This is a genomic window from Streptomyces sp. NPDC004126 (assembly GCF_050275515.1).
Taxonomy (GTDB): Bacteria; Actinomycetota; Actinomycetes; order Streptomycetales; family Streptomycetaceae; genus Streptomyces.
This window is the reverse complement of sequence record NZ_JBNNPF010000033.1, coordinates 23,348-49,890: the sequence shown is the minus strand read 5'-3', so window position 1 is coordinate 49,890 and position 26,543 is coordinate 23,348. Positions and strand designations below refer to the sequence as shown.

The 26,543-nt window shown below is 73.6% G+C and carries 21 protein-coding genes; 11 read left to right on the top strand and 10 right to left on the bottom strand.

Features of this window, described 5'->3' with window-relative positions; translation table 11 throughout:
* The first annotated feature begins 141 nt into the window (after window positions 1–141).
* Window positions 142–3,993, top strand: a complete 3,852-nt coding sequence (locus ACQKM2_RS27225) for an amino acid adenylation domain-containing protein (protein ID WP_427714342.1) — start codon at window positions 142–144, stop codon at window positions 3,991–3,993.
* 115 nt (window positions 3,994–4,108) lie between these two features.
* Here ACQKM2_RS27225 and ACQKM2_RS27220 read toward each other — a convergent pair whose 3' ends face one another.
* The 6 genes from ACQKM2_RS27220 to ACQKM2_RS27195 form a co-directional block, all read right to left on the bottom strand.
* Window positions 4,109–4,699 carry an NADPH-dependent FMN reductase gene (locus ACQKM2_RS27220; RefSeq protein ID WP_427714340.1) on the bottom strand — a complete coding sequence of 197 codons (591 nt, stop codon included), beginning with the start codon at window positions 4,697–4,699 and terminating at the stop codon, window positions 4,109–4,111.
* A 66-nt stretch (window positions 4,700–4,765) separates the two neighbouring features.
* Window positions 4,766–5,677, bottom strand: a complete 912-nt coding sequence (locus tag ACQKM2_RS27215; RefSeq protein ID WP_427714338.1) for an NADP-dependent oxidoreductase — start codon at window positions 5,675–5,677, stop codon at window positions 4,766–4,768.
* A 108-nt stretch (window positions 5,678–5,785) separates the two neighbouring features.
* Window positions 5,786–6,244 (bottom strand): nuclear transport factor 2 family protein, encoded by a 459-nt coding sequence (locus ACQKM2_RS27210; protein ID WP_427714335.1) that lies wholly within the window; start codon window positions 6,242–6,244, stop codon window positions 5,786–5,788.
* 37 nt (window positions 6,245–6,281) lie between these two features.
* Window positions 6,282–7,502, bottom strand: a complete 1,221-nt coding sequence (locus tag ACQKM2_RS27205) for a ketosynthase chain-length factor (RefSeq protein ID WP_427714333.1) — start codon at window positions 7,500–7,502, stop codon at window positions 6,282–6,284.
* Complete coding sequence (locus tag ACQKM2_RS27200) at window positions 7,499–8,767, bottom strand: beta-ketoacyl-[acyl-carrier-protein] synthase family protein (RefSeq protein ID WP_427714331.1); 1,269 nt, start codon at window positions 8,765–8,767, stop codon at window positions 7,499–7,501. Before ACQKM2_RS27200 ends, ACQKM2_RS27205 begins: the two co-directional genes overlap by 4 nt.
* A gap of 86 nt (window positions 8,768–8,853) precedes the next feature.
* Entirely contained in the window at window positions 8,854–9,768 is a 915-nt protein-coding gene (locus tag ACQKM2_RS27195; protein WP_427714328.1) for an MBL fold metallo-hydrolase, read from the bottom strand.
* 168 nt (window positions 9,769–9,936) lie between these two features.
* Between ACQKM2_RS27195 and ACQKM2_RS27190 the strand changes: the two genes are divergently transcribed.
* The 3 genes from ACQKM2_RS27190 (at window position 9,937) to ACQKM2_RS27180 (ending at window position 12,648) form a co-directional block, all read left to right on the top strand.
* A complete protein-coding gene (locus ACQKM2_RS27190) occupies window positions 9,937–10,416 on the top strand; it encodes a DegT/DnrJ/EryC1/StrS family aminotransferase (protein ID WP_427714325.1) in 480 nt (159 codons plus the stop codon).
* A 302-nt stretch (window positions 10,417–10,718) separates the two neighbouring features.
* Window positions 10,719–11,663, top strand: coding sequence for an aromatase/cyclase (locus ACQKM2_RS27185; protein ID WP_427714322.1), 945 nt, complete (start codon window positions 10,719–10,721; stop codon window positions 11,661–11,663).
* Between the two features lie 199 nt (window positions 11,664–11,862).
* The gene (locus tag ACQKM2_RS27180) at window positions 11,863–12,648 is read left to right on the top strand and encodes an AfsR/SARP family transcriptional regulator (protein WP_427714320.1); all 786 of its coding nucleotides are present in this window, start codon (window positions 11,863–11,865) and stop codon (window positions 12,646–12,648) included.
* A gap of 27 nt (window positions 12,649–12,675) precedes the next feature.
* On the opposite strand, the gene fabG is transcribed toward ACQKM2_RS27180, so the two are convergent.
* Window positions 12,676–13,473, bottom strand: coding sequence for a 3-oxoacyl-ACP reductase FabG (fabG, locus tag ACQKM2_RS27175; protein WP_427714317.1), 798 nt, complete (start codon window positions 13,471–13,473; stop codon window positions 12,676–12,678).
* 174 nt (window positions 13,474–13,647) lie between these two features.
* On the opposite strand from fabG, the gene ACQKM2_RS27170 reads away from it, so the two are divergent.
* The 7 genes from ACQKM2_RS27170 (at window position 13,648) to ACQKM2_RS27140 (ending at window position 23,743) form a co-directional block, all read left to right on the top strand.
* Complete coding sequence (locus tag ACQKM2_RS27170; protein ID WP_427714314.1) at window positions 13,648–14,841, top strand: DegT/DnrJ/EryC1/StrS family aminotransferase; 1,194 nt, start codon at window positions 13,648–13,650, stop codon at window positions 14,839–14,841.
* Window positions 14,838–16,109, top strand: a complete 1,272-nt coding sequence (locus ACQKM2_RS27165; protein ID WP_427714311.1) for a beta-ketoacyl-[acyl-carrier-protein] synthase family protein — start codon at window positions 14,838–14,840, stop codon at window positions 16,107–16,109. Before ACQKM2_RS27170 ends, ACQKM2_RS27165 begins: the two co-directional genes overlap by 4 nt.
* Window positions 16,106–17,365, top strand: a complete 1,260-nt coding sequence (locus tag ACQKM2_RS27160; protein ID WP_427714308.1) for a ketosynthase chain-length factor — start codon at window positions 16,106–16,108, stop codon at window positions 17,363–17,365. Before ACQKM2_RS27165 ends, ACQKM2_RS27160 begins: the two co-directional genes overlap by 4 nt.
* Window positions 17,366–17,556: 191 nt before the next feature.
* A complete protein-coding gene (locus tag ACQKM2_RS27155) occupies window positions 17,557–19,167 on the top strand; it encodes a class I adenylate-forming enzyme family protein (protein WP_427714305.1) in 1,611 nt (536 codons plus the stop codon).
* A 121-nt stretch (window positions 19,168–19,288) separates the two neighbouring features.
* Entirely contained in the window at window positions 19,289–20,257 is a 969-nt protein-coding gene (locus ACQKM2_RS27150) for an aromatase/cyclase (RefSeq protein WP_427714303.1), read from the top strand.
* On the top strand, window positions 20,254–22,035 hold the full coding sequence (locus ACQKM2_RS27145) for a condensation domain-containing protein (protein ID WP_427714302.1): 1,782 nt from the start codon (window positions 20,254–20,256) through the stop codon (window positions 22,033–22,035). Before ACQKM2_RS27150 ends, ACQKM2_RS27145 begins: the two co-directional genes overlap by 4 nt.
* 76 nt (window positions 22,036–22,111) lie before the next feature.
* A complete protein-coding gene (locus ACQKM2_RS27140; RefSeq protein ID WP_427714299.1) occupies window positions 22,112–23,743 on the top strand; it encodes a class I adenylate-forming enzyme family protein in 1,632 nt (543 codons plus the stop codon).
* Window positions 23,744–23,821: 78 nt separating this feature from the next.
* On the opposite strand, the gene ACQKM2_RS27135 is transcribed toward ACQKM2_RS27140, so the two are convergent.
* From ACQKM2_RS27135 to ACQKM2_RS27125, 3 genes are all read right to left on the bottom strand, one after another.
* Window positions 23,822–24,931 (bottom strand): zinc-binding dehydrogenase, encoded by a 1,110-nt coding sequence (locus tag ACQKM2_RS27135; RefSeq protein ID WP_427714297.1) that lies wholly within the window; start codon window positions 24,929–24,931, stop codon window positions 23,822–23,824.
* Window positions 24,928–25,740 carry a phytanoyl-CoA dioxygenase family protein gene (locus ACQKM2_RS27130; protein ID WP_427714294.1) on the bottom strand — a complete coding sequence of 271 codons (813 nt, stop codon included), beginning with the start codon at window positions 25,738–25,740 and terminating at the stop codon, window positions 24,928–24,930. The genes ACQKM2_RS27135 and ACQKM2_RS27130 overlap by 4 nt, the downstream gene beginning before the upstream one ends.
* A gap of 62 nt (window positions 25,741–25,802) precedes the next feature.
* Window positions 25,803–26,543: an SDR family NAD(P)-dependent oxidoreductase gene (locus tag ACQKM2_RS27125; protein ID WP_427714292.1), complete on the bottom strand. Its 741-nt coding sequence runs from the start codon at window positions 26,541–26,543 to the stop codon at window positions 25,803–25,805.

Here is a 26,543-nt window from a genome sequence, read left to right as displayed (position 1 = left end):
TTGCGCCCCTCAGTTCTTCGGTTTCATCCGGCCGGGCAGTCAACCCGGCCACTGACACCGGGCCGCCGCTGCGCGCAGCCCGGTTCGCGGGGGCGTTCGACGGCGCCCGCTGCTCCACAACGGAACTTAAGGAAGCGGGAAATGACTCTTCAGGAGACCAGCGTGCTCGAGCCCACCCTGCGCGGCACCACCACCTTGCCCGCCCTGCTCGCCGAGCGCGTCGCCGAGCACCCCGAGGCGGTCGCCGTCGCCTACCGGGATGAGAAGCTCACCTTCCGCGAGCTGGCGTCCAGAAGCTCGGCCCTGGCCGACTACCTGGGGCACCTCGGCGTCTCGGCGGACCACTGCGTCGGCCTCTTCGTCGAGCCGTCCATCGACCTCATGGTCGGCGCGTGGGGCATCCTGGGCGCCGGCGCCGCCTACCTGCCGCTCTCCCCGGAGTACCCCGAGGACCGGCTCCGCTACATGATCGAGAACAGCGAGACGAAGATCATCCTGGCGCAGCAGCGCCTGGTGTCCCGCCTGCGCGAACTCGCCCCCCAGGACGTCGCCATCGTGACCCTGCGCGAGTCCGAGGCCTTCGTCCGCCCCGAGGGCCAGGAGGCCCCCGCCGCCGGCGGCGACGCCCGCCCGGACACCCTCGCGTACGTCATCTACACCTCCGGCAGCACGGGCAAGCCGAAGGGTGTGATGATCGAGCACCGCAGCGTCGTCAACCAGCTCGGCTGGCTGCGCGAGACCTACGCCATCGACCGCAGCAAGGTCATCCTGCAGAAGACCCCGATGAGCTTCGACGCCGCCCAGTGGGAGATCCTCTCCCCGGCCAACGGCGCCACCGTCGTCATGGGCGCCCCCGGCGTCTACGCCGACCCCGAGGGCCTCATCGAGACCATCGTCAAGCACGGCGTGACCACCCTCCAGTGCGTCCCGACGCTGCTCCAGGGCCTGATCGACACCGAGAAGTTCCCCGAGTGCACCTCCCTGCAGCAGATCTTCAGCGGCGGCGAGGCCCTCTCCCGCCTGCTGGCGATCCAGGCCACGCAGGAGATGCCGGGCCGGGCCCTCATCAACGTCTACGGCCCGACCGAGACCACCATCAACTCGTCCTCGTTCGTGGTCGACCCCGCCGAGCTGGACGAGGGCCCGCAGTCCATCTCCATCGGCGCCCCGGTCCACGGCACCACGTACCACATCCTCGACAAGGACACCCTCAAGCCGGTCGGCGTCGGCGAGATCGGCGAGCTGTACATCGGCGGCATCCAGCTGGCCCGCGGCTACCTGCACCGCGACGACCTGACCGCCGAGCGCTTCCTGAACATCGAGCTGGAGGAGGGCGCCGCGCCCGTCCGCCTGTACAAGACGGGCGACCTCGGCCAGTGGAACGCCGACGGCACCGTGCAGTTCGCCGGCCGCGCCGACAACCAGGTCAAGCTGCGCGGCTACCGCGTCGAGCTGGACGAGATATCCCTCGCCATCGAGAACCACGACTGGGTCCGCAACGCCGCCGTCATCGTCAAGAACGACGGCCGCACCGGCTTCCAGAACCTGATCGCCTGCATCGAGCTGAGCGAGAAGGAAGCCGCCCTGATGGACCAGGGCAACCACGGCTCCCACCACGCCTCGAAGAAGAGCAAGCTCCAGGTCAAGGCGCAGCTGTCCAACCCGGGCCTGCGCGACGACACCGAGCTCGCCGCCCGCCCGGCCTTCGACCTGGAGGGCTCCGAGCCCACCCCCGAGCAGCGCGCCCGGGTCTTCGCCCGCAAGACCTACCGCTTCTACGAGGGCGGCGCGGTCACCCAGGACGACCTGCTGAAGCTCCTCGGCTCCAAGGTCACCGCGGCCTACTCGCGCAAGGCGGCCGACCTGGCCCCCTCCGAACTGGGCCAGATCCTGCGCTGGTTCGGCCAGTACATCAGCGAGGAGCGCCTGCTCCCGAAGTACGGCTACGCCTCCCCGGGCGCGCTGTACGCGACGCAGATGTACTTCGAGCTGGAGGGCGTCGGCGGGCTGAAGCCCGGTTACTACTACTACCAGCCGGTCCGCCACCAGCTCGTCCTGATCAGCGAGCGGGCCGCCACCGGCAGGCCCACGGCGCAGATCCACTTCATCGGCAAGAAGAGCGGCATCGAGCCGGTCTACAAGAACAACATCCAGGAAGTCCTGGAGATCGAGACCGGCCACATCCTCGGCCTCTTCGAGCAGATCCTGCCGGCCTACGGCCTCGACGTGCAGGACAGCGCCTACGACCCGGCCGTCCGCGAGCTGCTCGACGTCGCCGACGAGGACTACTACCTGGGCACCTTCGAGCTGGTCCCGAACGAGGGCCCGCGCGAGGACCACGCCGAGGTCTACGTCCAGACGCACGGCGGCAAGGTCGCCGGCCTGCCCGAGGGCCAGTACCGCTACGAGAACGGCGCGCTGACCCGCTTCTCGGACGACATCGTCCTCAAGAAGCACGTCATCGCGATCAACCAGTCGGTCTACCAGGCCGCCAGCTTCGGCATCAGCGTCTTCAGCCGCGCCGAGGAGGAGTGGCTGAAGTACATCACCCTCGGCAAGAAGCTCCAGCACCTGATGATGAACGGGCTGAACCTGGGCTTCATGTCCTCCGGCTACAGCTCCAAGACCGGCAACCCGCTGCCCGCCTCGCGCCGCATGGACGCGGTCCTCGCCGAGAACGGCGTCGAGGGCGGTCCGATGTACTTCTTCGTCGGCGGCCGCGTCAGCGACGAGCAGCTCGGCCACGAGGGCATGCGCGAGGACAGCGTCCACATGCGCGGTCCCGCCGAGCTCATCCGCGACGACCTCGTCAGCTTCCTCCCGGACTACATGATCCCCAACCGGGTCGTGGTCTTCGACCGGCTGCCGCTGTCCGCCAACGGCAAGATCGACGTCAAGGCGCTCGCCGTCTCCGACCAGGTCAACGCCGAGCTCGTGGAGCGCCCCTTCGTCGCCCCGCGCACGGAGACCGAGAAGGAGATCGCCGGCGTCTGGGAGAAGGCCCTGCGCCGCGAGAACGCCTCCGTCCAGGACGACTTCTTCGAGTCGGGCGGCAACTCGCTCATCGCCGTCAGCCTCGTCCGCGAGCTCAACTCGCGCCTGGGCGTCTCCCTGCCGCTGCAGAGCGTCCTGGAGTCCCCGACCATCGAGAAGCTGGCCCGCCGCCTGGAGCGCGAGGTCGCCCAGGAGTCCTCGCGCTTCGTCCGCCTGCACGCGGAGACCGGCAAGGCCCGGCCCGTGATCTGCTGGCCGGGTCTGGGCGGCTACCCGATGAACCTGCGCAGCCTGGCCGGCGAGATCGGCCTCGGCCGCTCGTTCTACGGCGTCCAGTCCTTCGGCATCAACGAGGGCGAGACCCCGTACGAGACCATCACCGAGATGGCCAGGAAGGACATCGAGGCCCTCAAGGAGATCCAGCCGACCGGCCCCTACACCCTGTGGGGCTACTCCTTCGGCGCCCGCGTGGCCTTCGAGACCGCCTACCAGCTGGAGCAGGCCGGCGAGAAGGTGGACAACCTCTTCCTGGTCGCCCCGGGCTCGCCGAAGGTGCGCGCCGAGAACGGCAAGGTGTGGGGCCGCGAGGCGTCCTTCGCCAACCGCGGCTACACCACGATCCTCTTCTCGGTGTTCACCGGCACCATCTCCGGCCCGGACCTCGACCGGTGCCTGGAGACCGTGACGGACGAGGCGTCCTTCGCCGAGTTCATCAGCGAGCTCAAGGGCATCGACGTCGACCTCGCCCGGCGGATCATCTCGGTCGTGGGCCAGACCTACGAGTTCGAGTACTCCTTCCACGAGCTGGCCGAGCGCACCCTCCAGGCGCCGATCAGCATCTTCAAGGCCGTGGGCGACGACTACTCGTTCCTGGAGAACAGCAGCGGCTACTCGGCCGAGCCGCCGACGGTCATCGAGCTCGAAGCCGACCACTACAGCCTGCTGCGCGAGGACATCGGCGAGCTGGTCAAGCACATCCGCTACCTGCTCGGCGAGTGATCGCGGACAGGTGACGCCGAAGCGGCCACCCCGTCGGAGGAATCCGGCGGGGTGGCCGCTTTTTCCGTTCCGTCCCGTTCCGTTCCGGCACCGCGGCCGGCCGGCCGGTCGTGGTTCAGGCCCCGTACGGGCGCGCCGCGCGTCCCTCGCGCAGCGTGACGCCCCACCAGGCGAGCTGGTCGAGGAGGACCGAGGCCGCCTTCGAGCTGCCGCCGTCGTCGTCGAGCAGCCGGCCCTCGTCGTCGAAGCGCTGCCAGGGATTGTGGAAGCTGACGGTGTCGCGGACCGTCACGGCGTGCACCTCGGCGAAGACCTGCCGCAGCTGCTCGACGGCGCGCAGGCCGCCCGCGACGCCGCCGTAGGAGACGAAGGCCACCGGCTTGGCGCGCCACTCGGCGTAGACGTAGTCGATGGCCAGCTTCAGCGAGGCCGGGTAGCCGTGGTTGTACTCCGGGGTGATCACGACGAACGCGTCGAGGGCGTCGATCCGGGCCGCCAGGCGGGGAGTCGCGGCGGGGGTGCCGAGCGGGTCGAGGCTGAGCTTGAGCTCCTCCACGAGCGCGGGCTCCGACAGGTCGATGACGTGGACCTCCATGTCGTCGCGCCGGGCGGCCTCGGCCACGAACCAGCGGGAGACCTTGTCGGCGAAGCGGCCGGTGCGGACGCTGCCGACCAGGACACCGACCTTGAGCGGGTTGTCGGACACGGGGTACCTCTTTCTGTTCAGTCTCTGTTCCTGTGACGGCTTCGGGTGGGGGAGGGGCGGGACGGCTCAGTCGGTGAGCAGGACGATCTTGCCGCGGCCGTGGCCGGTCTCCAGCTCGCGGTGCGCCTCGGCGGCCTGGGCCAGGGGGAGGGTCCGGCGGACGTGGACGCGCAGCTTCCCGCTGTCCACCAGGGCGGCCAGCTCGCCGAGCCGCTGGGCGTTGCGCCGGCTGTTCAGCCAGCGCACGCCGAGCTCCTCGTGGACCCCGAAGGCGAAGATGGTGCCGACCCGGTCCTTGTCCGCCACCAGCTCCGCAGCCACCCGCAGGCCCTCGGCGCTGGCCGTGTCCAGGGCGGCGTCGACGCCCTCCGGGGCGAGGGCCCGGACGCGGTCGGCGAGTCCCTCGCCGTACGCCACCGGTACCGCGCCGAGCTCGCGCAGGTACGCGTGGTTGTCCTCCCGGCCGGTGGCGATGACCTTGGCGCCCCGCAGTACGGCCAGCTGCACCGCGATGGTGCCGACGCCGCCCGAAGCCCCGTTGATCAGCACGGTCTCGCCCGCGGACACCTTCAGGTCCTCCAGGACGGTGTGCGCCGTCTGGCCGGAGGCGGACAGGGACCCGGCGACCTCCCACGGGACACCGGCCGGCTTGGCGACGACCTGCTCCGCCGGCACCGTCAGGTATTCGGCGTACGTGCCCTGGAGGCGGTACCCGAGCACCTCGTCGCCCACCGCGAGGCCCGTGACGCCCTCGCCGACCTGGTCCACGACACCGGCGAAGTCACCGCCCGTGACGTGCGGGAACGTGATCGTGACACCGGGCGGGCTCCATCCGGTGCGCACCGCGCAGTCGGTCGGCTGGGTACCCGCCGCCTTCACCCGGATCCGGACCTCGCCGGGCCCCGCCACGGGGGTGGGCACGTCGAGCAGTTCCAGGACCTCCGGTCCGCCGAACGCGTGGAATGCCGCAGCCTTCATTGTCAACGCTCCTCAGTAAAAGTGCTGTTCAGCCGGCCCGTCGAGGCCCTGGTGACGAACGTAGGACCTCAAGCGGAGTTGAGGTCAACCCCGGACCGGTAAGAAGGATCAAGAAAACGGGGGCTGGAAGTGCTGGTCGTGGGTGACGCGGCGGGACTTCAGCCGGATGCCCTCCGGGCCGTCGACGATGGTGTCGTGGACGACGCAGCTGGGGGCGATGTCGGGCTTGCCGCCGGGGCGGACGCTCACCACGAGCGCGTAGGCGGTCGAGGAGACCGTGCCGTCCTCCTGGAGCTCCAGCGCGATGTGGTTGAACCAGTGGCGGCGCTGCACCGGGTCGTCTTCGAACCGCTTGTGGAACTCGACGAGCTCGCGGACGATCCCGGCCCGGGTACGGGCCGGCCCGGCGCCCGGGGAGTGCTGGAACTCGCCGTCCTCGGTGAAGGTGGCGGCGTACTCCTCGAACCTGCCGGAGTCGAGGTGCTGCATCTGGTGCGCGTAGAAGTGCTGGACCCGCAGGTAGAGGTCGCTCGATACGGCGGAGCGGCCGGCCGTGGTGGTGGTCATGGTCGAGTCTCCTGGCGTCAGAGGGGGGCGGAGGTGCTCAGTTGTCGAAGGCCGTCAGGACGACCGCGGAGTTGAAGCCGTGCCGGCCGCGGGCGAGGACCAGCGCGTGGCGCAGGGGCAGCTCCCGTGCCTCGCCGCGCACCAGGTCGATGCCGTACGCCTCGGGCGGCCCGGACAGGCCGTAGGTGGGCGGGACGACCCCGTCGCGCAGCGCGAGCAGGGCCGTGGCGACGTCCAGCGGCCCGCCGCCCCCGTACAGGCGCCCGGTGAGCGCCTTGGGCACGGTGACCGGGACTCCGCGCGGCCCGAACAGCGCGGTGAGGGCCTCGGCCTCGGCGGCGTCCAGGTGCGGTACGCCCGCCCCGTCGGCGAACACGACGTCGATGTCGGCCGGGGTGAGCCCGGCGTCCGCGACGGCCGCCCGCGCGGTCCGGCCCAGGGCGGGGCCGCGGTCCGAGCCGGGGGCCGGGTCGAAGCCGGCGGCGTACCCGGACAGTTCGCCGTAGATCTGCCGGGCGCCGCGGGCGCGGGCGTTGTCCGCGTCCTCGACGACGAGCATCGCGCCGCCCTCGCCGGGCACGTACCCCGAGGCCGCGGCGTCGAAGGGCAGGTAGCCGCGCTCGGGGTCGGCGCAGGGCGTGACCAGGCCGCCGGCCAGCTGGGAGAGGTACCCCCACGGGTCGAACGCCGAGTCGACACCGCCCGCGACGACCAGCGCGGTGCCGGCCCGGACGGTGCGCCGGGCGTGGCCGAGCGCGTCCAGGCCCGCGGCCTGCTCGCCGACCAGGGCGGCGCCGGGGCCGCGCATCTTGTGGCGGATGGAGATCTGGCCGGTGTTGACCGCGTAGAACCAGGCGAAGGACTCGTAGGCGGAGACGTACGCCGGGCCCTGGTTCCAGAGGCTGCGGAACTCGCGGTGGGTGAACTCGAAGCCGCCGAGGGCGCTGGAGGTGACCACGCCCATCCGGTGGTCGGCCAGGTCGCCGGTCCCGACGCCCGCGTCGGCCAGGGCCCAGTCGGCGGCCGCGAGGCCCAGCCGGGTGGAGCGGTCGGTCTGCGGGAGCAGCCGGCCAGGGATGTGCTCGGCGTCCACGAAGTCGTCGATCTGCCCGGCCAGCACGGCCGGGTAGCCGGAGGTGTCGAAGCCGGTGACCGGGGCGATGCCGGAGCTGCCGGCCAGGACGGACTTCCAGTGGTTCTCGTGCCCCAGGCCGTCGGGGGCGGCGACGCCCAGCCCGGTGATCACCGTACGGGTCATCGGACCGCTCCTGCGGGGGCGCGGAGGACCATCGCGCTCTGGAACCCGCCGAAGCCGCTGCCGACGGTGAGGACGGTGTCGGTGCGGTGCCCCCGGGCGGTCAGGGGGACGTAGTCGAGGTCGCATTCCGGGTCGGGGGTGGTGAGGTTCGCGGTGGGGGGCACGATGTCGTGCTTGATCGCGAGGGCGCAGGCGGCGATCTCGATGGAGCCGACGGCGCCGAGGGAGTGGCCGATCATGGACTTGATGCTGCTGACCGGGACGTCGTGGGCGTGGCTGCCGAGGGCCCGTTTGAAGGCGGCGGTCTCGTGGCGGTCGTTCTGCCTGGTGCCCGAGCCGTGCGCGTTGACGTAGTCGACCCGGGTGGGGTCGATGCGGGACTCGCGGAGTGCGGCGCGGATGGCTTCGGCCATTTCGCGGCCTTCCTTCTCCAGGCCGGTCATGTGGTACGCGTTGCAGCGGGTGGCGTAGCCGGTGACCTCGGCGTAGACGTCGGCGCCGCGGGCCCTCGCCGCCTCGTACTCCTCCAGGACGAACATCGCGCTGCCTTCGGCGAGGACGAAGCCGTCGCGGGTGGCGTCGAAGGGGCGGGAGGCGTGCGCGGGGTCGTCGTTGCGTGAGGTGGTGGCCTTGATGGCGTCGAAGCAGGCGAGGACGATCGGGGTGATCGGGGTGTCGGACGCGCCGGTGATCATGACGTCGGCGCTGCCCTCGCGGATCAGCCGGGTGGCGTGGCCGACGGAGTCGAGTCCGGAGGTGCAGCCGTCGGAGACCATCGTCACGGGGCCCTCGGCGCCCGCCGCCCAGGCGACCTCGGCCGGCATGGCGCCGGGGGTGAGGTAGTCGAACATGTGGGGGGACAGGTATCCGGGGTCTGCGGTCCACCGGCGGCCGCCGTCCGACATGACGAGGTACTCGTTCTCAAGGCTGGTGGCGGCGGCCACGGCGCTGCCGAGGCTGACGCCGACGCGGTGGGGGTCGACGCCGCCGAAGTCGAGGCCGCTGTCGGCGACGGCTTCGCGGGTGGCGGCCACCGCGAACTGGGTGGAGCGGTCCATGCGGCGGATCTCGCGGGGGGTCAGCCCCTCGGCCTCGGCGTCGAAGTCGGCCTCGCCGGCGACCCGGGACCGGAACCCCGAGGCGTCGAAGAACGAGATCTTCCTGGTGGCGGTCCGCCCCGCGGTGAGCAGGCCCCAGAACTCCTTCCGGCCGTTGCCGCCCGGCGCCCGCACGCCGATGCCGGTGATCACTACGCGCCTGCTCATCGCCGGCTCTCCTTCGTCTTGCGTTCGGCGGCGGATCAGCGGCTGCCCGGACCGCCGTGCGCGGGGCGCCGTGCGCGGGGCGCCGCTCAGGCGTGGCAGGCCGGGACCCGGCCGTGGAAGGCGACCATGTCGGAGAACATCTCCCCGATGTCCAGGGCCGCTCCGGGCCGCGCGCCGCGGAGCTCGGCGTACGCCCGGTGGAGGTTGGGCACCAGTCGCTCGGAGTCGAGCAGCGCCGCCCATTCGCCGAGGTCGGTCTCGCGCGCGGCCTCCAGCGGCGACAGCCCGGCGGCCGCGGTGTCACGGGCCAGGTCCTGGAGCCACCGGAAGTAGCGCTCGGCGGTGTCGAGCAGTTCCGGCCCCGCGACCGGGCCGTGCCCGGCCACGATGGTCCGCGGCCCGAGGGCCCGCATCGCCGCGACCGCTTCGAGGGAGCCGGAGATCGACCCCATCAGGCAGAACGGGGTGGCCCCCGACATCAGCAGGTCTCCGGCGAACAGCACGCGCTGCCCGGGCAGCCAGACGACCGTGTCGACGGCCGTGTGGGCGGGGCCGAGCGCGATCAGGTCGACCTGTGCCGCGCCGGTCTGCAGGCGCAGCCCGTCGCGGAAGGTCAGCCCGGGGAGCTCCACCGACAGGTCGCCCCAGCACACCTCGGGCCAGAGCGTCGTCAGGTGCAGTCCCACGGTCTCCATCTCGACGCCCGTGGCCTCGTGGGCGACGACGACGGCCCGGTCCGTGAACAGGGAGTTGCCGAAGGTGTGGTCGCCGTGCGAGTGGGTGTTGACGACGAACCGGGGCGCCGGGCCGACCTCGGCGACGGCCCGCTTCAGGGCCAGGGCGCGGTCGTGCGTCGCGGCGGTGTCGATCAGCACGGGCCGGTCGGCCGAGGCGATGTACCCGGCGTTGTTCAGGCACCAGCCCCCGTCGGGCTGGACGTACGCGAACACGCCGTCCGCGATCTCGTCCAGGCGGGGCGGCGCGACTCCCTGTTCCGTCACGAGATCCCCCCCCCCGTGGTCCTGGCCGTTCTCAACCCGAATATCGACATCGGAACCCACGTCCGCCCTGGGCACAAGCCGAGTTGACGTCGGCGCCAGCAGGACTTGACCGGACGTCGAGCGGAAGTCAGCAAGCTCTCGATGACACCCCGACGCGAGAGGCAGCACATGATCAACCTGTTCCAGCCCCGGGCGAAATCCTTCGGGGCGGCCTTCGTGGGACACCGCGGAGCCGCCCCCGAGCGCGCCGTCTTCGCCGACCCGGCCGCCTCGGGCATGTTCCTCGCCGCCGGAGCGCTCGGCCTGCAGGAGGGCGACGAGGTCGTCCTGCCGGCCCCGAGCTTCCTCGCCGCGGCCGATCCCGTCCGGGCGCACGGCGGCCGGCCGGTCTTCTGCGACGTGGACCCGGGCACGCTCAGCTCCACCTGGGAGGGCATCGAGCCCGCCGTAACCGAGCGGACCAGGGCCGTCGTGGCCCTCCAGTACGGGGGCTACCCGGGCGACATGGAGCGCATCGCCGAACGCTGCCGCGCGCTCGGCATCGTCCTGATCGAGGACGCCGCCCGCTCCGCCGCCCCACCTCGCAGGTCCGTCGAATGGCGCGGCGCCGAGGCCCGCCGGGGCGTGCCGGTGGGGGCCGTCCGTTGAACCGAGCGGTCCGTCAACGGTCCATCACCGTTAACGGCGTTAACGCCGTTAACGGTGATGACGTGGTTGAGGCCGTCGGTGTCCTCCGGCCCCGACGAGGCCCGTTCACCGGCGTTTGACCTCTTCTTGGCGGCCTCGCGAGGCGCCGGACCGGGGCTTGTGGAACCTGACCCACTTCTGAAGCCGGCGGCATTGAACGGCCGCCCGCGGCCGAAGAACCTTGTCATCAAGATCCGGTGTGCTGTCCCCGGAGGCCGGTTCTCCGGCGACCGAACCGTTCCCACTCCCAAGGAGCCACGAGCATGTCGCAGCCCGGCCTGCGCGAGGTCGAGCACGAGATCACGATCTCTGCTCCGGCCGCCGCCGTCTACCGCCTGATCGCCGAGGTCACGAACTGGCCGCGGATCTTCCCCCCGACGATCTACGTCGACCACACCCCGACCGGGCCCGACGAGGAGCGCATCCGCATCTGGGCGACGGCCAACGGCGAGGCCAAGAACTGGACCTCCCGCCGCACCCTGGACCCCGGGGCCCTGCGGATCACCTTCCGCCAGGAGGTCCCGGCACCGCCGGTCGCCGCCATGGGCGGAACCTGGATCATCGAGCCCCTCGGCGGGGGCGGGTCCCGCGTGCGCCTGCTGCACGACTACCGGGCCGTGGACGACGACGCCGACAGCCTGGCGTGGATCGACGAGGCCGTGGACCGCAACTCGAAGTCCGAGCTGGCCGCGCTGAAGACGAACGTCGAGCTGGCGCACGCGGCGGAGGACCTGACGTTCTCCTTCGAGGACACCGTGCAGATCAACGGGTCCGCGAAGGACGTCTACGACTTCGTCAACGAGGCCGACCGCTGGGAGGAGCGCCTTCCGCACGTGGCGGCGGTCCGGCTGGCGGAGGACACGCCGGGGCTGCAGGAGCTGGAGATGGACACCCGGGCCAAGGACGGCTCGCTGCACACCACCAAGTCCTACCGGGTCACCTTCCCCCACCGGAAGATCGCCTACAAGCAGACCACCCTGCCCGGGCTGATGACCCTGCACACCGGCTACTGGACCTTCACGGAGAACGAAGAGGGCGTGGCCGCGTCCTCGCAGCACACCATCACCCTCAACACGGCGAACATCGCCGGGATCCTCGGCGAGCAGGCGACCGTCGAGGACGCCAGGGAGTACGTGCGCACCGCGGTGAGCAACAACAGCCGCGCCACCCTCGGCCACGCCAAGGCCTACGCCGAGAACAGGGCCTGACGCCGACGGCCGCCCCCGAGCCGGGTGGAGCCGCTGGACTCCATCCGGCGGCCGGGAGCGGATCCGGTCCCGGGTGGCTCAAACCTGACGCGGCTTGACCGTGTTCTGACATGTCTCCCGTTGACGGGCATATTCAGCGCACAAGAGACTTTTCGTAGTTTCGGACACCAGCCGCCCCGCTGATGAGGAGTCCTCTTCCATGCGCTTCAATCTCATCGGCCCCTTCGAGATCGTCACCGACGACGGCAGGACCTACCAGCCCGGAACCCCCAAGGTCTGCCAGACCCTCGCGCTGCTCCTCACCCGCCCCGGCGAGATCGTCACGGCCGAGGCCCTCATCCGGGAGCTGTGGGGCGAGAACCCGCCGCGCAGCGCCGTCACCACGCTCCAGACGTACGTCTACCACGCCCGCCGGATGCTCACCCAGGAGCGGCTGGTCCCCGCCGACCGCTGCCTGATCGTCACCAGCCCGGCCGGCTACGCCATCCAGGTCGACGACTCCGACGTCGACGTCCGGATCTTCGAACGCCTCGTCACCCGGGCCCGCCACGAACTCGCCGAGGACGAACCGGCCAGGGCGCTGCGCACCGTCCGCCAGGCACTCGACCTCTGGCGCGGGCCCGCCCTGTCGAACTTCCCCGCCGGCGACGTCCTCGCCGGCCACGTCGTCCACCTGGAGGAGCTGCGCGTCCGGGCCTTCGAGACCCGCATCGAGGCCCAGGAGCGCCTCGGCCGGCACCGCGAGTCCATCCCCGAACTGCGCAAGCTCATCAACGACTACCCGCTCCACGAGTGGTTCCACAGCCGGCTCATCGCCGCCCTCGGAGCCGCCGGCCGCCGCGCGGAAGCCCTCCAGGCCTACCAGAAGGTGCGCGGGCTGCTCGCCGACGAGCTGGGCCTGGAGCCCTCCGCCGAGCTCAAGCAGCTCCAGGCGGGCCTGCTCGGCACGGCCCGCCGCGGGGAGCCGGCGCCGGCCCGCACCTGAGACGGTGCGGCCGGCGCCGGACACCGGCTAGAAGTTGCCGAGGCCGCCGCAGACGTTGAGGGCCTGCGAGGTGATCGAGGCGGCCGTGTCGGAGGCCAGGTAGCCCACCAGACCGGCGACCTCCTGCGGCGTGGAGTACCGGCCGAGGGGGATCTTGGCCTGGAACTTCTCCAGGACGGCCTCCTCGGTGGTCTCGTAGGCGGCGGCGTAGCCCTGGCGCACGCGCTCGGCCATCGGCGTCTCGACGTAGCCGGGGCAGACGGCGTTGACCGTGATCCCCGTCGGCGCCAGCTCGTTGCCCAGCGCCTTCGTGAAGCCCACCACGCCGTGCTTGGACGCCGAGTACGGGGCGCCCAGGACCACGCCCTGCTTCCCGGCGGTGGAGGCGATGTTGATGATCCGGCCGCGGTTCTTGGCCCGCAGACCGCCCGCGTTCAGGGCCTCGCGGGTGACGCGGAAGACGCTGTTGAGGTTGGTCTCGATGACGTCGTTCCACAGCTCGTCGGTGATGTCCGCGGTGATCCCGCCGCCCGACCGGCCGGCGTTGTTGACCACCACGTCGATGGTGCCGAACCGCTCCACGGCCGCCTCGATCCAGGCCCGTACGCCCTCACCGCTGCGGACGTCCACGCTCGCGCCGTCGACCTCCAGGCCCTCGGCGGTCAGCTCCTTCACGGTCCGGGCCACGTTGTCCGCGTCCCGGGCACCGATGAACACCCGGTGCCCCGAAGCGGCCAGCGTACGGGCCACCTCCAGGCCGATGCCGCTGGTCGCGCCCGTGACGACGGCAACGCGCTTGGCCTGGCCCTGGTCCTGCTCCGGCATGTGAACTCCTCGGTGAATCTCGGATGTCGACGCAGGCGGAGCATCCGGCACCCCGATGGAGCGGGGCTCGAAACGCCCTGGGCCGCACCCCGGCGGAAGGGACCACCGGGGCTCCAGAGGCCGTCGAGCGGCTCTTCACAAGCTCGGACGGACACCCGTACGCGAGAGGCGACCATGATCAACCTGTTTCAACCCCAGGTCGGGGCGGAGGAACTCGACGCGGTCGCCGGGGTGTTCCACGACCGCCGGCTCGGCAACGGGCGGCGCACCAGGGCCTTCGAGGAGGCCTTCGCCGCACACCTGGGGATCCCCGCCGACCACGTCGTCTTCACCAGCTCCGGCACCACCGCCCTCCACCTGGCCGTCGAGACCCTCGACCTCCGGGAGGGCGACGAGGTCGTCCTGCCCTCCATCGTCCTGCCCGCCACCGCCGAGGCCGTGGCCGGACGCGGCGGCCGCCCGGTCTTCTGCGACGTCGACCGCCGCTCGCTCAACCCGTCCCTGGAGGACATCGAGGCCGTCCTCACCGCGCGCACCCGGGCGGTCCTCCTCCTCCACTACGGCGGCCGCACCGGAGACGTCGTCCGCATCGCCGCCCGCTGCCGCGAACTGGGCGTCCTCCTGATCGAGGACGGCGCCTGCTCCGTCGCCTCCAGCGTCGGCGGCGTACCCGCCGGCACCTTCGGCGACCTGGCCGTCTGGAGCTTCGACCCGGGCCGGGTCATCGTCACCGGCGACGGCGGCATGGTGTACGCCAAGGACCCCCAGCGGGCCGCGCGCACCCGGCTCCTCGCCCAGCGCGGCCTGGTCCGGGCCACCAGCTTCGGCCGCGCCGCCGTGGACTCCGCGGCCGGCCGGACGCCCCCGCCCGAGTACGGCCGCGGCATCGTCGGCAACGACCTGACCGCCGCCATCGGCCAGGTACAGCTGCGCCGCCTCCCCGAGATGGTGGAACGGCGCACCCGCATCGCCGAACGCTACGACCGGGAGCTGGCCGGCACCGAGGGACTGCTGACGCCCCCGCCGCTGCCCGAGGGCCAGGAGACCACCCACTGCCTCTACTGGGTGCAGCTAGACCCCGCCATCAAGGACAAGGTCGTCGGCGACCTCCTCGCCGAGGAGATCGACACCACCTCCCACTACGCCCCCCTGCACCGGTTCGGGCCCCAGGACACCAGCGGGGAGCAGCCGCCGCCCCGGCTGCCCGCCTGCGACTGGGCCGTCGACCGCACCGTACGCCTGCCCCTGCACCCCGGCCTCAGCGACGAGGACGTGGCCGCCGTCATCGGCTCCCTGCGCAGGGCCGTGCGGACACGGCTCGCCGAAGCCGGCTCAGAAGAAGGACTCACCGTGAAGGACACCCCATGAACCGACGCGTCGTCATCACCGGGATCGGCGTGGTCGCACCCGGGGGAGTGGGCACCAAGGCGTACTGGGCCCGGCTCACCTCCGGCCGCACGGCGACCCGCGCCATCAGCCTCTTCGACGCCTCGGGCTTCCGCTCCCGGATCGCCGCCGAGGTGGACTTCGACCCGCTCGCCCACGGATTCACCCCCGAGGACGTCGCACGCCTCGACCGGGCCGCCCAGTTCGCGCTGGTCAGCACCGACGAAGCGGTCCGCGACAGCGGCCTCGACCCGGCGGCCCTCGACCCGACGCGCACGGGCGTCACCCTCGGCAGCGCGGTGGGCTGCACCACCGGCCTGGACGTCGAGTACGACGCGGTCAGCCGGGGCGGCTCCACCTGGGAGGTCGACCACACCCTCGCCGTCCCCCACCTGTTCGACTACTTCGTCCCCAGCTCGCTGGCGGCCGAAGTGGCCTGGCGGGTCGGTGCCCAGGGACCCGTCTCCCTGGTGTCCACCGGCTGCACCTCCGGACTCGACTCCATCGGCCACGCCGTCGAGCTGATCCGCGAGGGCAGCGCCGACGTGATGGTCACCGGCGCCACCGAGGCCCCCATCTCCCCCATCACCGTGGCCTGCTTCGACGCCATCAAGGCCACCTCGCCGCGCAACGACGACCCCGGGACCGCCTCCCGGCCCTTCGACGCCTCCCGCAACGGCTTCGTCCTCGGCGAGGGCTCCGCCGTCCTCGTCCTGGAGGAGCTGGAGAGCGCCCGCCGGCGCGGCGCCCACGTCTACGCCGAGATCGCCGGCTTCGCCAGCCGCGGCAACGCCTACCACATGACCGGCCTGAAGGCCGAGGGCCGCGAGATGGCCGAGGCCATCACCGTCGCCCTCGACGAGGCCCGCCTGCCCGCCACCGCCGTCGACTACGTCAACGCCCACGGCTCCGGCACCAAGCAGAACGACCGGCACGAGACGGCCGCCTTCAAGCGCAGCCTCGGACAGCACGCCTACGAGGTCCCCGTCAGCTCCATCAAGTCGATGATCGGACACTCCCTCGGCGCCATCGGCTCCCTGGAGGTCGCCGCCAGCGCCCTCGCCATCGAGCACAACACGGTCCCGCCGACCGCGAACCTGCACACCCCCGACCCGACCTGCGACCTGGACTACATCCCGCTGACCGCCCGCGAGCACCGCACCGACACCGTGCTCAGCGTCGGCAGCGGCTTCGGCGGCTTCCAGAGCGCCATGATCCTGACCCGCCCGCGTCCGGGAGATGCCGCATGAGCGCCGCCACCGCAACGACCCCCGCCCCCGCCCCCGCCCCCGCCCCCGCCGCACCCGTCGTCACCGGCATCGGCGTCGCCGCCCCGAACGGCCTGGGCACCGAGGCCTGGTGGGCCGCCGTCCTGCGCGGCGAGACCGGCATCCGCCCCCTCACCCGCTTCGACGCCGCGCAGTACCCGGCCAAGCTCGCCGGCGAGGTCCCCGGCTTCGACCCCGCCGAGCACCTGCCCGGCCGGCTCCTCCCGCAGACCGACCAGGTCACCCGGCTCGCCCTCACCGCCGCCGACGAGGCCCTCGCCGACGCCGACGTGGACCCGGCACGGCTGCCGGACTTCGCCGCCGGAGTGATCACCGCCAACTCCGCCGGAGGCTACGAGTTCGGCCAGCGCGAACTGGAGGCCCTGTGGAGCAAGGGCGGCCAGTACGTCAGCGCCTACCAGTCCTTCGCCTGGTTCTACGCCGTCAACAGCGGCCAGATCTCCATCAAGAACGGCATGCGCGGCCCCAACAGCGTCATCGTCAGCGAGCAGGCCGGCGGACTCGACGCCGTCGCCCAGGCACGCCGCCAGATCCGCAAGGGCATCCGGCTGGTCGTCACCGGCGGCATGGACTCCTCGCTCTGCCCCTGGGGCTGGGCCGCCCACCTGGCCACCGGCGAGCTGAGCACCGCGCAGGACCCCGCCCGCGCCTACCGGCCCTTCTCCGCCGACGCCGACGGACACGTGGTCGGCGAGGGCGGCGCCCTGCTCGTCCTGGAGGACGCCGACGCCGCCCGGGAACGCGGCGCCGACCCCTACGGCACCGTCGCCGGGTACGCCGCCACCTTCGACCCGCCGCCCGGCTCCGGCGGCGCCCCCCGCCTCGGCGCCGCCGCCGCGCTCGCCCTGCGCGACGCCGGACTCACCCCCGCCGACGTCGACGTGGTCTTCGCCGACGCCGCCGGACGCCGCGACGCCGACCGCGACGAGGCCCGCGCCATCGCAGACCTCTTCGGGGAGCACGCCGTCCCCGTCACCGCCCCCAAGACCATGACCGGCCGGCTCGCCTCCGGCGGCTCCTCCCTCGACCTGGCCGCCGCCCTGCTCTCCCTCCGGGACGGGGTGATCCCGCCGACCGTCCACGCCGGCCCGCCCGCCGAGGACTGCCCGATCGACCTGGTCACCGAGGTCCGCAGGCCCGAACGGCTGCGCACCGCCCTCGTCCTGGCCCGCGGCCGCGGCGGCTTCAACGCGGCCATGGTGCTCCGGGGCCGCTGACCCGCCCCGGCACGGACCCCGCACCCCCTCCCGCCACACCGACGGCCGCCGCCGGCACGGGCACGCGTACGCGCGCGCCCGCCCGGCGGCGGCCGTCGGCGCGCCCGGTTCCAGCGACCTTCCAAGCGGCCTCAACCGGGCATGAGGACCGTGGTACGCCGGGATCAGCCCGCGATCAGGAGGACAGCGCCGTGCCGAACTTCAGATACCCGGAAGGGCCCCTCGACGGACTGCTGCGCCGGGCCGCGCTGCGCGACCCCGCCGCCTGCGCCGTCCGCACCCCCCACGGCATGCGCACCTTCGCCGAACTCGACGCCCGCGCCGACCGCTACGCCGCGTACCTGGAGCACACCCTCGGCCGGCGCGGAGCCCGCGTCGGCATCACCAACACCCTCGACGAGGAGTTCCCCGCCGCCTGGTACGGCATCCTGCGCAGCGGCAACACCGCCGTCCTCCTCAACCCGCTGGTCCGGGCCGCCGGACTGCGCCACATGTGCGAGGACGCCCGCGTCGAGATCGCCTTCGTCCCCACCGGCACCGCCGAACCCCTCGTCAAGGCCGCCGACCGGCTGCCCCTGCTGCGCGCCGTCGTCGTCACCGACGCCCCCGACGGGATCGTGCCCGCCGACGCCGTCCCGCTGTGCGTCGCCCTGGACTCCGCCCCGCGGCCCGCACCCCGCGCCGCCGAGGCCTTCGACCCGGACACGGAAGCCTGCGTCCAGTTCACCACCGGCACCACGGGCCGCCCCAAGGGCGTCCGGCTGACCCACCGCAACCTCGTCGCCAACGCCGCGCAGACCGCCGCCGCCCACCACCTCGACGCCGGCGCGGTGACCCTGAACAACCTGCCGGTCTACTACCCGATGCACCTCAACTCGGCCGTGTACGCCGGCGCCTGCCAGGTGCTGTGCCCCTGCCCCCGCCCCACCGCCGCCCTCGAACTGGCCGACCGCACCGGAGCCACCCACCTCTACACGCTCCCGGCCCGCCTGCACCAGCTCGCCGCCGACGTCCGCTTCGCCGAAGGCCCCCGCGGCGAGGGCCTGCCGCACCCCGTCCCCGGCCGGCCCGGCCGGCTCACCGTGGTCCTCTCCGGCGGCAGCGCCCTCGCCCCCGCCGACGCCCGGCTGCTGGCCGAACGGCTCGGCGTACCCGTGCTCCAGGGCTACGGACTGGTCGAGCTCTCCCCCCTCACCCACTCCCAGCGGCCCGACGGCCGCACCGGCATCGGCACCGTCGGCGCACCCGTCCCCGGCACCGAATGCCGCGTCGTGCACCCGGAGACCGGGGTGCCGCTCGGCCCCGGCGAGACCGGCCAGGTACAGATCCGCGGACCCCAGCTGATGGCCGGCTACCTCGGCGAGAACGGCCCCCCGGCCGACGCCGACGGCTGGTTCTCCACCGGTGACGCCGGCCGCACCGGCCCCGACGGGCAGCTGTTCCTCGCCGACCGCCTCGACGACGTCTTCTCCTACGACAGCGAACTCGTCTCGCCCACCGCCGTCGAAGCCGTCCTCGCCGCCGACACCCGCGTCGAGGACTGCGTCGTCGTCGGCTGGCCGGACCCCGTCCACGGCGCCCTCACCTGGCTCGGCATCGTCCTCGCCGACCCGGCCGCGCCCGGACTCCTCGACGTGCTCGACTCGATCGTCGAGACGGCCAACGAACAGCTCGCCCCGCACGAGCGGATCCGCCGCGTGGAGGTCCTGGACACCGTCCCGCGCACCCCCGCCGGCAAGCCGGAGCGCCGCTCGCTGCGCCGCGTCCTGCGCCTGCGGGCGGCGGCCGAAGCCGCCGTCTGAGCCGGGCCGCCCCGCACGAGGGGCCGTGGACGGCCGGTGCAGCCGGGGTCCAGGACCCTTCGAGCGCTCCTCCGCCGACGCCCGCCAAGGTCGGAAGCGAGGTTGAGAGAGGTGTGATCCGATGTCAGTTGAGCGTGTGCAGCACACGTCGTATTCGGTGGACGTCGCCGCGCCCGCGGGCGTGGTCTACGCGCTGATCGCGGACACCACCCAGTGGCCGCTGTTCGTCCCGCCCAGCGTCCACGTCGAGCGGCTGGACTTCGACGGGACCCGGGACCGCTTCGGCATGTGGGCCACCGCCAACGGGACGGTCACCTCCTGGGTCTCCCGGCGCTCCCTGGACCCCCGGCGGCGGACCATCGACTTCCACCAGGAGGTCCCGGCACCCCCGGCGACCTCCATGGGCGGCCGCTGGACCGTCGAGGAACTGGGCCCCGCCCGCTCCAGGCTGAACCTCCTGCACCGGTTCCAGGTCCGCGACGACGACCCGGCCGACACCGAATGGCTCACCCGGGCCACCGACACCAACAGCCGGGCCGAACTCGACGAGCTGAAGCGGACCGCCGAACTCTGGGCGAAGCTCGACGGCCTCCTGCTGACCGTCGAGGAATCGGTACGCGTCCACGGCCCGTCCGAGCTCGTCTACGACTTCCTGTACCGGGCCGGCGACTGGCCCGCCCACCTGCCCGAGATCACCCGGGCCGACGTGGCGGAGGACCGGCAGGGCGTCCAGCTGCTCGACACGGACACCCTCGGCGCCGACGGCGTCACCGAGACCAGCGCATCCGTCCGCGTCTGCTTCCCGCACGCCGGCCGGATCGTCTTCAAGGAGACCCGCACCCCCCGCCTCCTGGCCGCGCACACCGGCGAATGGGCCGTCAACCCCGACGAGACCGGGGTCACCGCCGTCGCCACCCACCAGGTCCTGCTCCGCGAAGAGGACATCGAGCCCGTGCTCGGCCCCGGCGCCGACCTCGCCCAGGCCCGCGACCACGTACGCCGCACCCTCGGCGGCGCGAGCAGCCGCGTCCTGCACCTGGCCCGGCGGCACGCGGAGACGGCCGTACGCACCCTGATCCCGCAGCGGTGAACGCCACCCCCGGCGACCGTCCGCCGCCCTCCACAGCACGCGCCATACGCGCCACACGCGCCACAGCCGTCCCCCGGCCGTGGATCCACCCCGCCACACCCCTCCAGGTCGACGTCCTCCTCGACGGCCTCGCCCACCCCGGCCGAGGCCTCCACACCGAGCAGCTGCACTGGCACTGGCACGGCCCCCTCGACACCGAGCGGTTCGCCCGCGCCTGGCAGACCGTCACCGGCCAGGAGGCCGTCCTGCGCACCGGCCTCGCCGAGCCGGCCGCGGGAGCCCCACCCCGCTTCGCCGTCCACGCGTACGCCGCCCCGCTGATCACCCACCACGGCCCCGGCGGCACCGCTCCGCGGGCCTGGGAGGCGCTGCTCGCCACCGAACGGATGCGCGAGTTCGACCTGACCCGGCCCGGCCCGCTGCGCATCGCCCTGCTCGGCGGCCCGGACGACGGCACACGGGTGCTGCTCACCTACCACCGCGCGCTGCTGGACCCGGTCGGCGTCCGCCGGCTGCTGGGCTCCTTCCACCGCGCCTACGCCGCCGACGGCCCGCCCCGCGGCGGCGAACGCCGGCCCGACCTGCGCGACCACCTGCGCTGGGTCGGCGCCCAGGACCCCGCCCCGGCCCGCGAGTTCTGGACCTGGGCCGCCCCGCCCGCCGGCAGCACCACCCTGCCCGCCCTGGACCGGGGCCCCACCCACCAGAGCGGGCACGGCCGCACCAGCCAGCGCCTCACCCCCGCGGAAGCCGGCCGGCTGCGCGCCTGGGCCGCGCTGCTCGGCGCGGCCGAGAGCACCGCCCTGCACGCCGCGTGGGCACTGCTGCTCTACCGCGCCGGCTCCGACGGCGCACCCGGCGCCGTGCCGGTGGCGTTCTCGGCGGCCGTCTCCGGGCGGATGATCCCGCTGGAGGGTGCCGGACAGCTGCCCGGACCCCTCGGGAACGCCCTGCCGGTGGCGGTGGACGTGCACCCCGGGGCGACGGTGGCCGTGCTGCTGGGCGAACTGGCCGGCCGGGCCGTCGACCTCGCCGCGTACGAATGGGTCTCCCCGGGCCAGATCCGCGGCTGGGCCCCCGGCAGCCCGCGCACGGAATCGGTGCTGGCGTTCCTCCCGCCGGAGGGCGCGGGGCGCAACGCGCCGCCGCCGGGGGCCGATCCGGCCGAGGTCGCCGGCGCCCTCACCGGCATGCCGGTCGCCGTCACGGCCCGGCACGACCACGACGGCGGGCTCACCCTGACCGCCGTGCACGACCGGACCCGGATCACGGACGGGGACGCCGCCGAACTGCTCTGGCAGACCGCCCTCCTGCTGCGGCGGCTGCCGCTGGAGGCCGGGCCCGACACCACCGTCGCCGAGGCGCTCGTGCCGCTCCACGGGGCGCCGTCGCCCCGGGTCGCACCGGACCCGGCCCCGGCCGTCCGGGAGCTGCGCCCGGCCGCCGCGGCCGGAGCCGGGCCGGTCTGCCTGATCCGGCCGCCCGGCGCCGCCGAGGACTGCTACGACCGGCTCGCGGAACGCCACCGGGGGACGCGGGCCCTGCTGACCTGCGCCCCCGACCCGGACGCCGTCCTGGCCGCGCTGGCCCCCGCCCTGGCCGCCGGGGAACCCGTCGCCGTCGGCGGCTACCCGGGCGCGCGGACCCTCGCGCACGAGGCCGCCCGGCGGGTGGCCGCGTACGGCTGGAGCCCCCCGCCGGTGCTGGTCGCAGGGTCCGACCGGGCCCTCGCGAGGGCCCTCGCCGGCGCTTCCCAGCGGGGTTCGAGCGGTTCTTGAAGGACCTTCCAGCGCCGGCACGGACCTTGGTAGGGCCCTGTCACCGGGAGCGCCCAGCGCAGAGGGGAGCAGAGCCGTGCCGGCCCTCGCCCAACCGGATCCGCCGCACCTCCCGCACCTGTCCCTCGACGGACTGCTTCGCCGGGCCGCCGAACGCGCCCCCGACGCCCCCGCCATCCGGGTGGGCGCACGGACGCTGACCTTCGGCGAGCTCGACGCCCGGGCCGACCGCATCGCCGCCTTCCTGGAGTGCTCCGTCGGCCGGCGCGGAGCCCGCGTCGGTGTCGCGGGCACCCTCGACGCCGACTTCGCCGCCGCCTACTACGGCACCGTCCGCAGCGGCAACACCGTCGTCCTGCTCAACCCCCTCGTCTCCCCGACCCGCCTCGCCAAGGTGCTGGCATCGGCCGGAGCCGAACTCGCCTTCGTGCCCCGCGCCACCGCCGGACTGCTCGCCGACGCCGACGGCCGGCCGCCCTGCCTGTCGCTGGTCCTCGTCACCGGCGCCGGAGCCGGCGACGGCAACGAAGCGGTCCCCGGCGACACCGTCCCCCTGGACCTCGTCCTCGACGCCGTCGCCGCCGCCACCCGCCGCGCCGCCCCCGGCGAGCCCGCCGCCTTCGACCCCGGCGCGGAGGTCTGCGTGCAGTTCACGACCGGCACCACCGCCCGCCCCAAAGGGGTCCGGCTGACCCACCGCAACCTCGTCGCCAACGCCGCGCAGACCGCCGCCGCGCACCGGCTCGACGCCGGCTCCGTCACCCTCAACCACCTGCCGCTCTACCTGCCGATGCACCTCAACTCGGCCGTGTACGCGGGCGCCTGCCAGGTGCTGTGCCCCGATCCGGAGCCGCTGGCCTCCCTCGCGCTCGCCGAGAGCACCGGAGCCACCCACTACTACGGGCTGCCCGCCCGCCTGCACCGGCTCGCCGCCGACGAGCGCCTGTGCGGGCCCGACGCCCTACCCGGCGTCCCCGCCGGCCCCCGGCTGCGCGCCGTGCTGTCCGGCGGCAGCGCCCTGTCCCCGGACGCCGCCCGGATCCTGGGCGAGCGGCTCGGCGTACCCGTCCTCCAGGGCTACGGCCTCGCCGAACTCTCCCCGCTCACCCACTCGCAGAGCCCGGACCGGCCGGTGCCCGGCTCCGTGGGCACGCCCGTGCCCGGTACCGGATGCCGCATCGTGCACCCCGGGACCGGGGTGCCGCTGGGCCCCGGCGAGACCGGCGAGGTGCAGGTGCGCGGACCCCAGCTGATGGCCGGCTACCTCGACGAGAGCGGACCGCCCGCCGACCCGGACGGCTGGTTCTCCACCGGGGACGTCGGCCGGATCGGCCCCGGCGGGGAGCTGTTCCTCATCGACCGGCTCGGCGACGTGTTCCTGCACGACGGCGAACTCGTCTCGCCCAGCGCGGTCGAGCGGATCCTCGGCTCCGACCCGCGGGTCGCCGAGTGCGCGGTCGTCGGCTGGCCCGACGCCGTGCACGGCTCCGTCACCTGGGCCGGCATCGTGCTCCGCGACGGCGCCGCCGCCGGTCCCGCCGTCCTGGAGGAGATCGCCGCCCGCGCCAACACCCGCCTGGCACCCTACGAGCGGATCCGCCGCGTCGAGGCGATCGACGCGGTCCCGCGCACCCCCGTCGGCAAGCCCGTACGCGGCGAGCTGCGCCGCACCGTCCGCACCCGCGCAGCGGCCGAGGCGGCGGCCTGAACCGGCGGGAGGAGCCGCCGGACCGGGCCCGGCGGCTCCCCGTGTCCGGCCCTGCCCCGTCCGGCGCGGCGCGCGGTGCTACGGGGTGTTCACGAAGACGGCCTTCATCACCGAACCGTCCGCCACCGCCGCCAGCGCGGCCCCGTGCTCGTGCAGCGGGTAGGAGGACACCAGGCTGCCCAGGTCGAAGCGGGCCGTGAGGGCGGGCAGCAGGCGGACGTACTCGACGAGGTGCGCGCCCGTGAACGCCCAGGAGCCGACCACGTCGAGCTGCCGGTACACGATCTGGTGCGGGTTGAGCAGGGTGTCGCCCGCGTCCGTGTACTGGCCGATGACCAGGTAGGAGCCGCCCCTGCGGGCGAGGGTGAGGCCCTGTGCGACGGCCGCGGGAACGCCCGCGCACTCGATGACCAGGTCGGCGCCGAGGCCCCCGGTCTCCGCGAGGACCCGTTCCAGGACGGCCTCCGGGCCGCCCCGCCCGGTGACGTCCAGGTGCACGTCGCCGATGCCGGCGGCGGCCGCGAGGGCCAGCCGGTTCCCGGGACCGCCCACGAGGACGACCTTCGCGGCCCCGGACAGCCGGGCGAAGGCCGCCGCCGCGAGACCCACCGGGCCGCTGCCCTGGACCACGACCGTCTCGCCGAGGCGCACCGGCCGCCGCTCGTGCAGGGCGTGCACCACCGTCGGGCCGGCACAGGCGAGGGCCATGGCGTCGAGCGGGTCGACGCCCTCGCCGATCCTGACGACGGTCGTGCCCGGCTGGAGCACGATGTACTCGGCCCAGGCGCCCGAGAGCTCGGGGCCGGAGCCGGTCGAGCGGTTCACCCCGTACGTACGGCGGTCCTCGCACAGGGTCGGCTCGCGGTGCAGCCGGCACGGCACGCAGGAGCCGCAGGCGATCGAGGAGGCCCACATCACGGTGTCGCCGACGCGCAGCGGGGCCCCCGTGGCGTCGTGGGCCGGGGCGCCCGGACCGAGCTCGTGGACGGTGCCCAGGCCCTCGTGGCCGAGGACGAGCGGGGTGGGGATCGGCAGGTGCCCCTGCCGGAGGTGGAGGTCGGTGCCGCAGATGCCGCCGTGGCTGGGGGCGACGATCATCCCGCCGGCCGGGGCGGGCGGGACCTCGTACTCCCGCAGCGCGAGCGGCCGGCCGAACTCCTCCAGGACGACGGCCTTCCCGCGCGTCACGCGTTCGCCCCTTCGAGGGCCTGGAGGAAGGGGACGTCGAGGACCCGCAGGGGCTCGGTGTCCCGGCACACCACGTAGTCGGGGCGCGGCTCCCCGGCCCACCGGGGCAGGTTCGAGGTGTCGTTGTACGTGGTGATGAGCAGGCGGCGCGGGAAGGGCGACATGTTCGGCGCGGAGCCGTGCACGATCTCGGGGGAGAAGAAGACGAGGGAGCCCGCCGGGCCCTTGGGGCTGACCATCCCGCGCTCGGCGACCAGGGCGGAGAGCTGCTCCGGGGCCAGTGCGATGTCGTCGGGGTCCAGGTGCTGCGCGGACCTGGCCTCGGCCGCGCGGCCGTCGCGCACCAGGCCGGAACGGTGGGACCCGGGAAGGAAGATCACGGGCCCGTTGAACTCGTCGACGGTGTCGAGGAAGACGGCGACGTTGACCTGCGAGGGGGCGGGCAGCCGGTCCGCGATGCGCCAGGCGGCGTAGTCCTGGTGCCAGGACCACTTCTCCCCGCCGAAGGCGGGCTTGGCGTTGATCTTGAACTGGTAGACGTACACGTCGTCCGTGAGGAGCCGGCGCACCGGCCCGAGGACCCGCGGGTCCCGGACCAGGCCGGCGTACTCGGGCTGCCGGTGGTGCGAGGCGTAGACCGCGCGGACCCGGTCGCCCGACTCCTCCCGGATCACCTGGGGGCCGGGGACCTCGCAGTCGCGCAGGAACGCGGCCCGCAGCCGCTCGACCTCCCGCTCGTCCAGCGCGGACTCCACGAGCAGGAAGCCGTCCTCGTGGTAACGGGTGATCTGTTCTTCGGTGAGGCGCATGGTGTTCTTTCGTGTGGCGTCGAGTGGGGAGCGTGTGCGGGGGACGGCGGCGGGCCGGGCGGTCAGCCCATGAAGTTGCCGCCGTCGACGATGAGTTGCTGTCCGGTGATGTAGCGGCCGGACCGGCCGACGAGGAACTCCAGCGCGTCGGCGATGTCTTCGGCGGTGCCCAGGGAGCCCAGCGGGATCCGGCCGAGGACCTCGGCCCGCCTGCCGGGGTCCGCCAGGCCGTACCGCTCGACCACCTCCGGGGTGTCGGTGAAACCGGGGACGAGCGAGTGGACCCGGACGTGCGGGGCGAGTTCGAGGGCCAGGCAGCGGGTGAAGTGCAGCAGGCCCGCCTTGCTGGCGCAGTAGTTGACCCCGTTGGCCCGGGGCCGGATGCCGGTGGTCGCGCCGATGTTGACGACGGTGCCGCGGCCGGCCGCCAGCATGGCCGGGGCGAGGGCGCGGGTCAGGTGGAAGGGCCCGGACAGGTTGGTCGCCAGGACCCGGTCCCAGTCCTCGTCGGTGAGTTCCAGGAACGGCCGGTCGCGGTTGACCCCGGCGTTGTTCACGAGCACCTCGGGAGCACCGTGCTCGGCGAGCAGCAGCGCGCACGCCTCCCGCACCCGGTCCGGGCTGGTCAGGTCCACCCGGTGGACCTCGATCCGGCCGTCGCCGAGCGCGGCCGCCTCCCGCGCGGCCCGTTCGTCGCCGCGGTAGAGGGCGGCCACCCGGTGGCCCAGCCGGGCCAGGCGCAGGCTGAGGGCGAGGCCGATGCCCCGGGTGCCGCCGCTGACGACGGCGAGGGATCCGGTCAT

Bases quoted from the DNA above. Each gene is read 5' to 3' on its own strand.
- ACQKM2_RS27225 (WP_427714342.1), top strand. From the start codon at position 142: ATGACTCTTCAGGAGACCAGCGTGCTCGAGCCCACCCTGCGCGGCACC.
- ACQKM2_RS27215 (WP_427714338.1), bottom strand. From the start codon at position 5,677: ATGAAGGCTGCGGCATTCCACGCGTTCGGCGGACCGGAGGTCCTGGAA.
- ACQKM2_RS27210 (WP_427714335.1), bottom strand. From the start codon at position 6,244: ATGACCACCACCACGGCCGGCCGCTCCGCCGTATCGAGCGACCTCTAC.
- ACQKM2_RS27205 (WP_427714333.1), bottom strand. From the start codon at position 7,502: ATGACCCGTACGGTGATCACCGGGCTGGGCGTCGCCGCCCCCGACGGC.
- ACQKM2_RS27200 (WP_427714331.1), bottom strand. From the start codon at position 8,767: ATGAGCAGGCGCGTAGTGATCACCGGCATCGGCGTGCGGGCGCCGGGC.
- ACQKM2_RS27190 (WP_427714325.1), top strand. From the start codon at position 9,937: ATGATCAACCTGTTCCAGCCCCGGGCGAAATCCTTCGGGGCGGCCTTC.
- ACQKM2_RS27185 (WP_427714322.1), top strand. From the start codon at position 10,719: ATGTCGCAGCCCGGCCTGCGCGAGGTCGAGCACGAGATCACGATCTCT.
- ACQKM2_RS27180 (WP_427714320.1), top strand. From the start codon at position 11,863: ATGCGCTTCAATCTCATCGGCCCCTTCGAGATCGTCACCGACGACGGC.
- fabG (WP_427714317.1), bottom strand. From the start codon at position 13,473: ATGCCGGAGCAGGACCAGGGCCAGGCCAAGCGCGTTGCCGTCGTCACG.
- ACQKM2_RS27170 (WP_427714314.1), top strand. From the start codon at position 13,648: ATGATCAACCTGTTTCAACCCCAGGTCGGGGCGGAGGAACTCGACGCG.
- ACQKM2_RS27165 (WP_427714311.1), top strand. From the start codon at position 14,838: ATGAACCGACGCGTCGTCATCACCGGGATCGGCGTGGTCGCACCCGGG.
- ACQKM2_RS27160 (WP_427714308.1), top strand. From the start codon at position 16,106: ATGAGCGCCGCCACCGCAACGACCCCCGCCCCCGCCCCCGCCCCCGCC.
- ACQKM2_RS27150 (WP_427714303.1), top strand. From the start codon at position 19,289: ATGTCAGTTGAGCGTGTGCAGCACACGTCGTATTCGGTGGACGTCGCC.
- ACQKM2_RS27130 (WP_427714294.1), bottom strand. From the start codon at position 25,740: ATGCGCCTCACCGAAGAACAGATCACCCGTTACCACGAGGACGGCTTC.
- ACQKM2_RS27125 (WP_427714292.1), bottom strand. From the start codon at position 26,543: ATGACCGGATCCCTCGCCGTCGTCAGCGGCGGCACCCGGGGCATCGGC.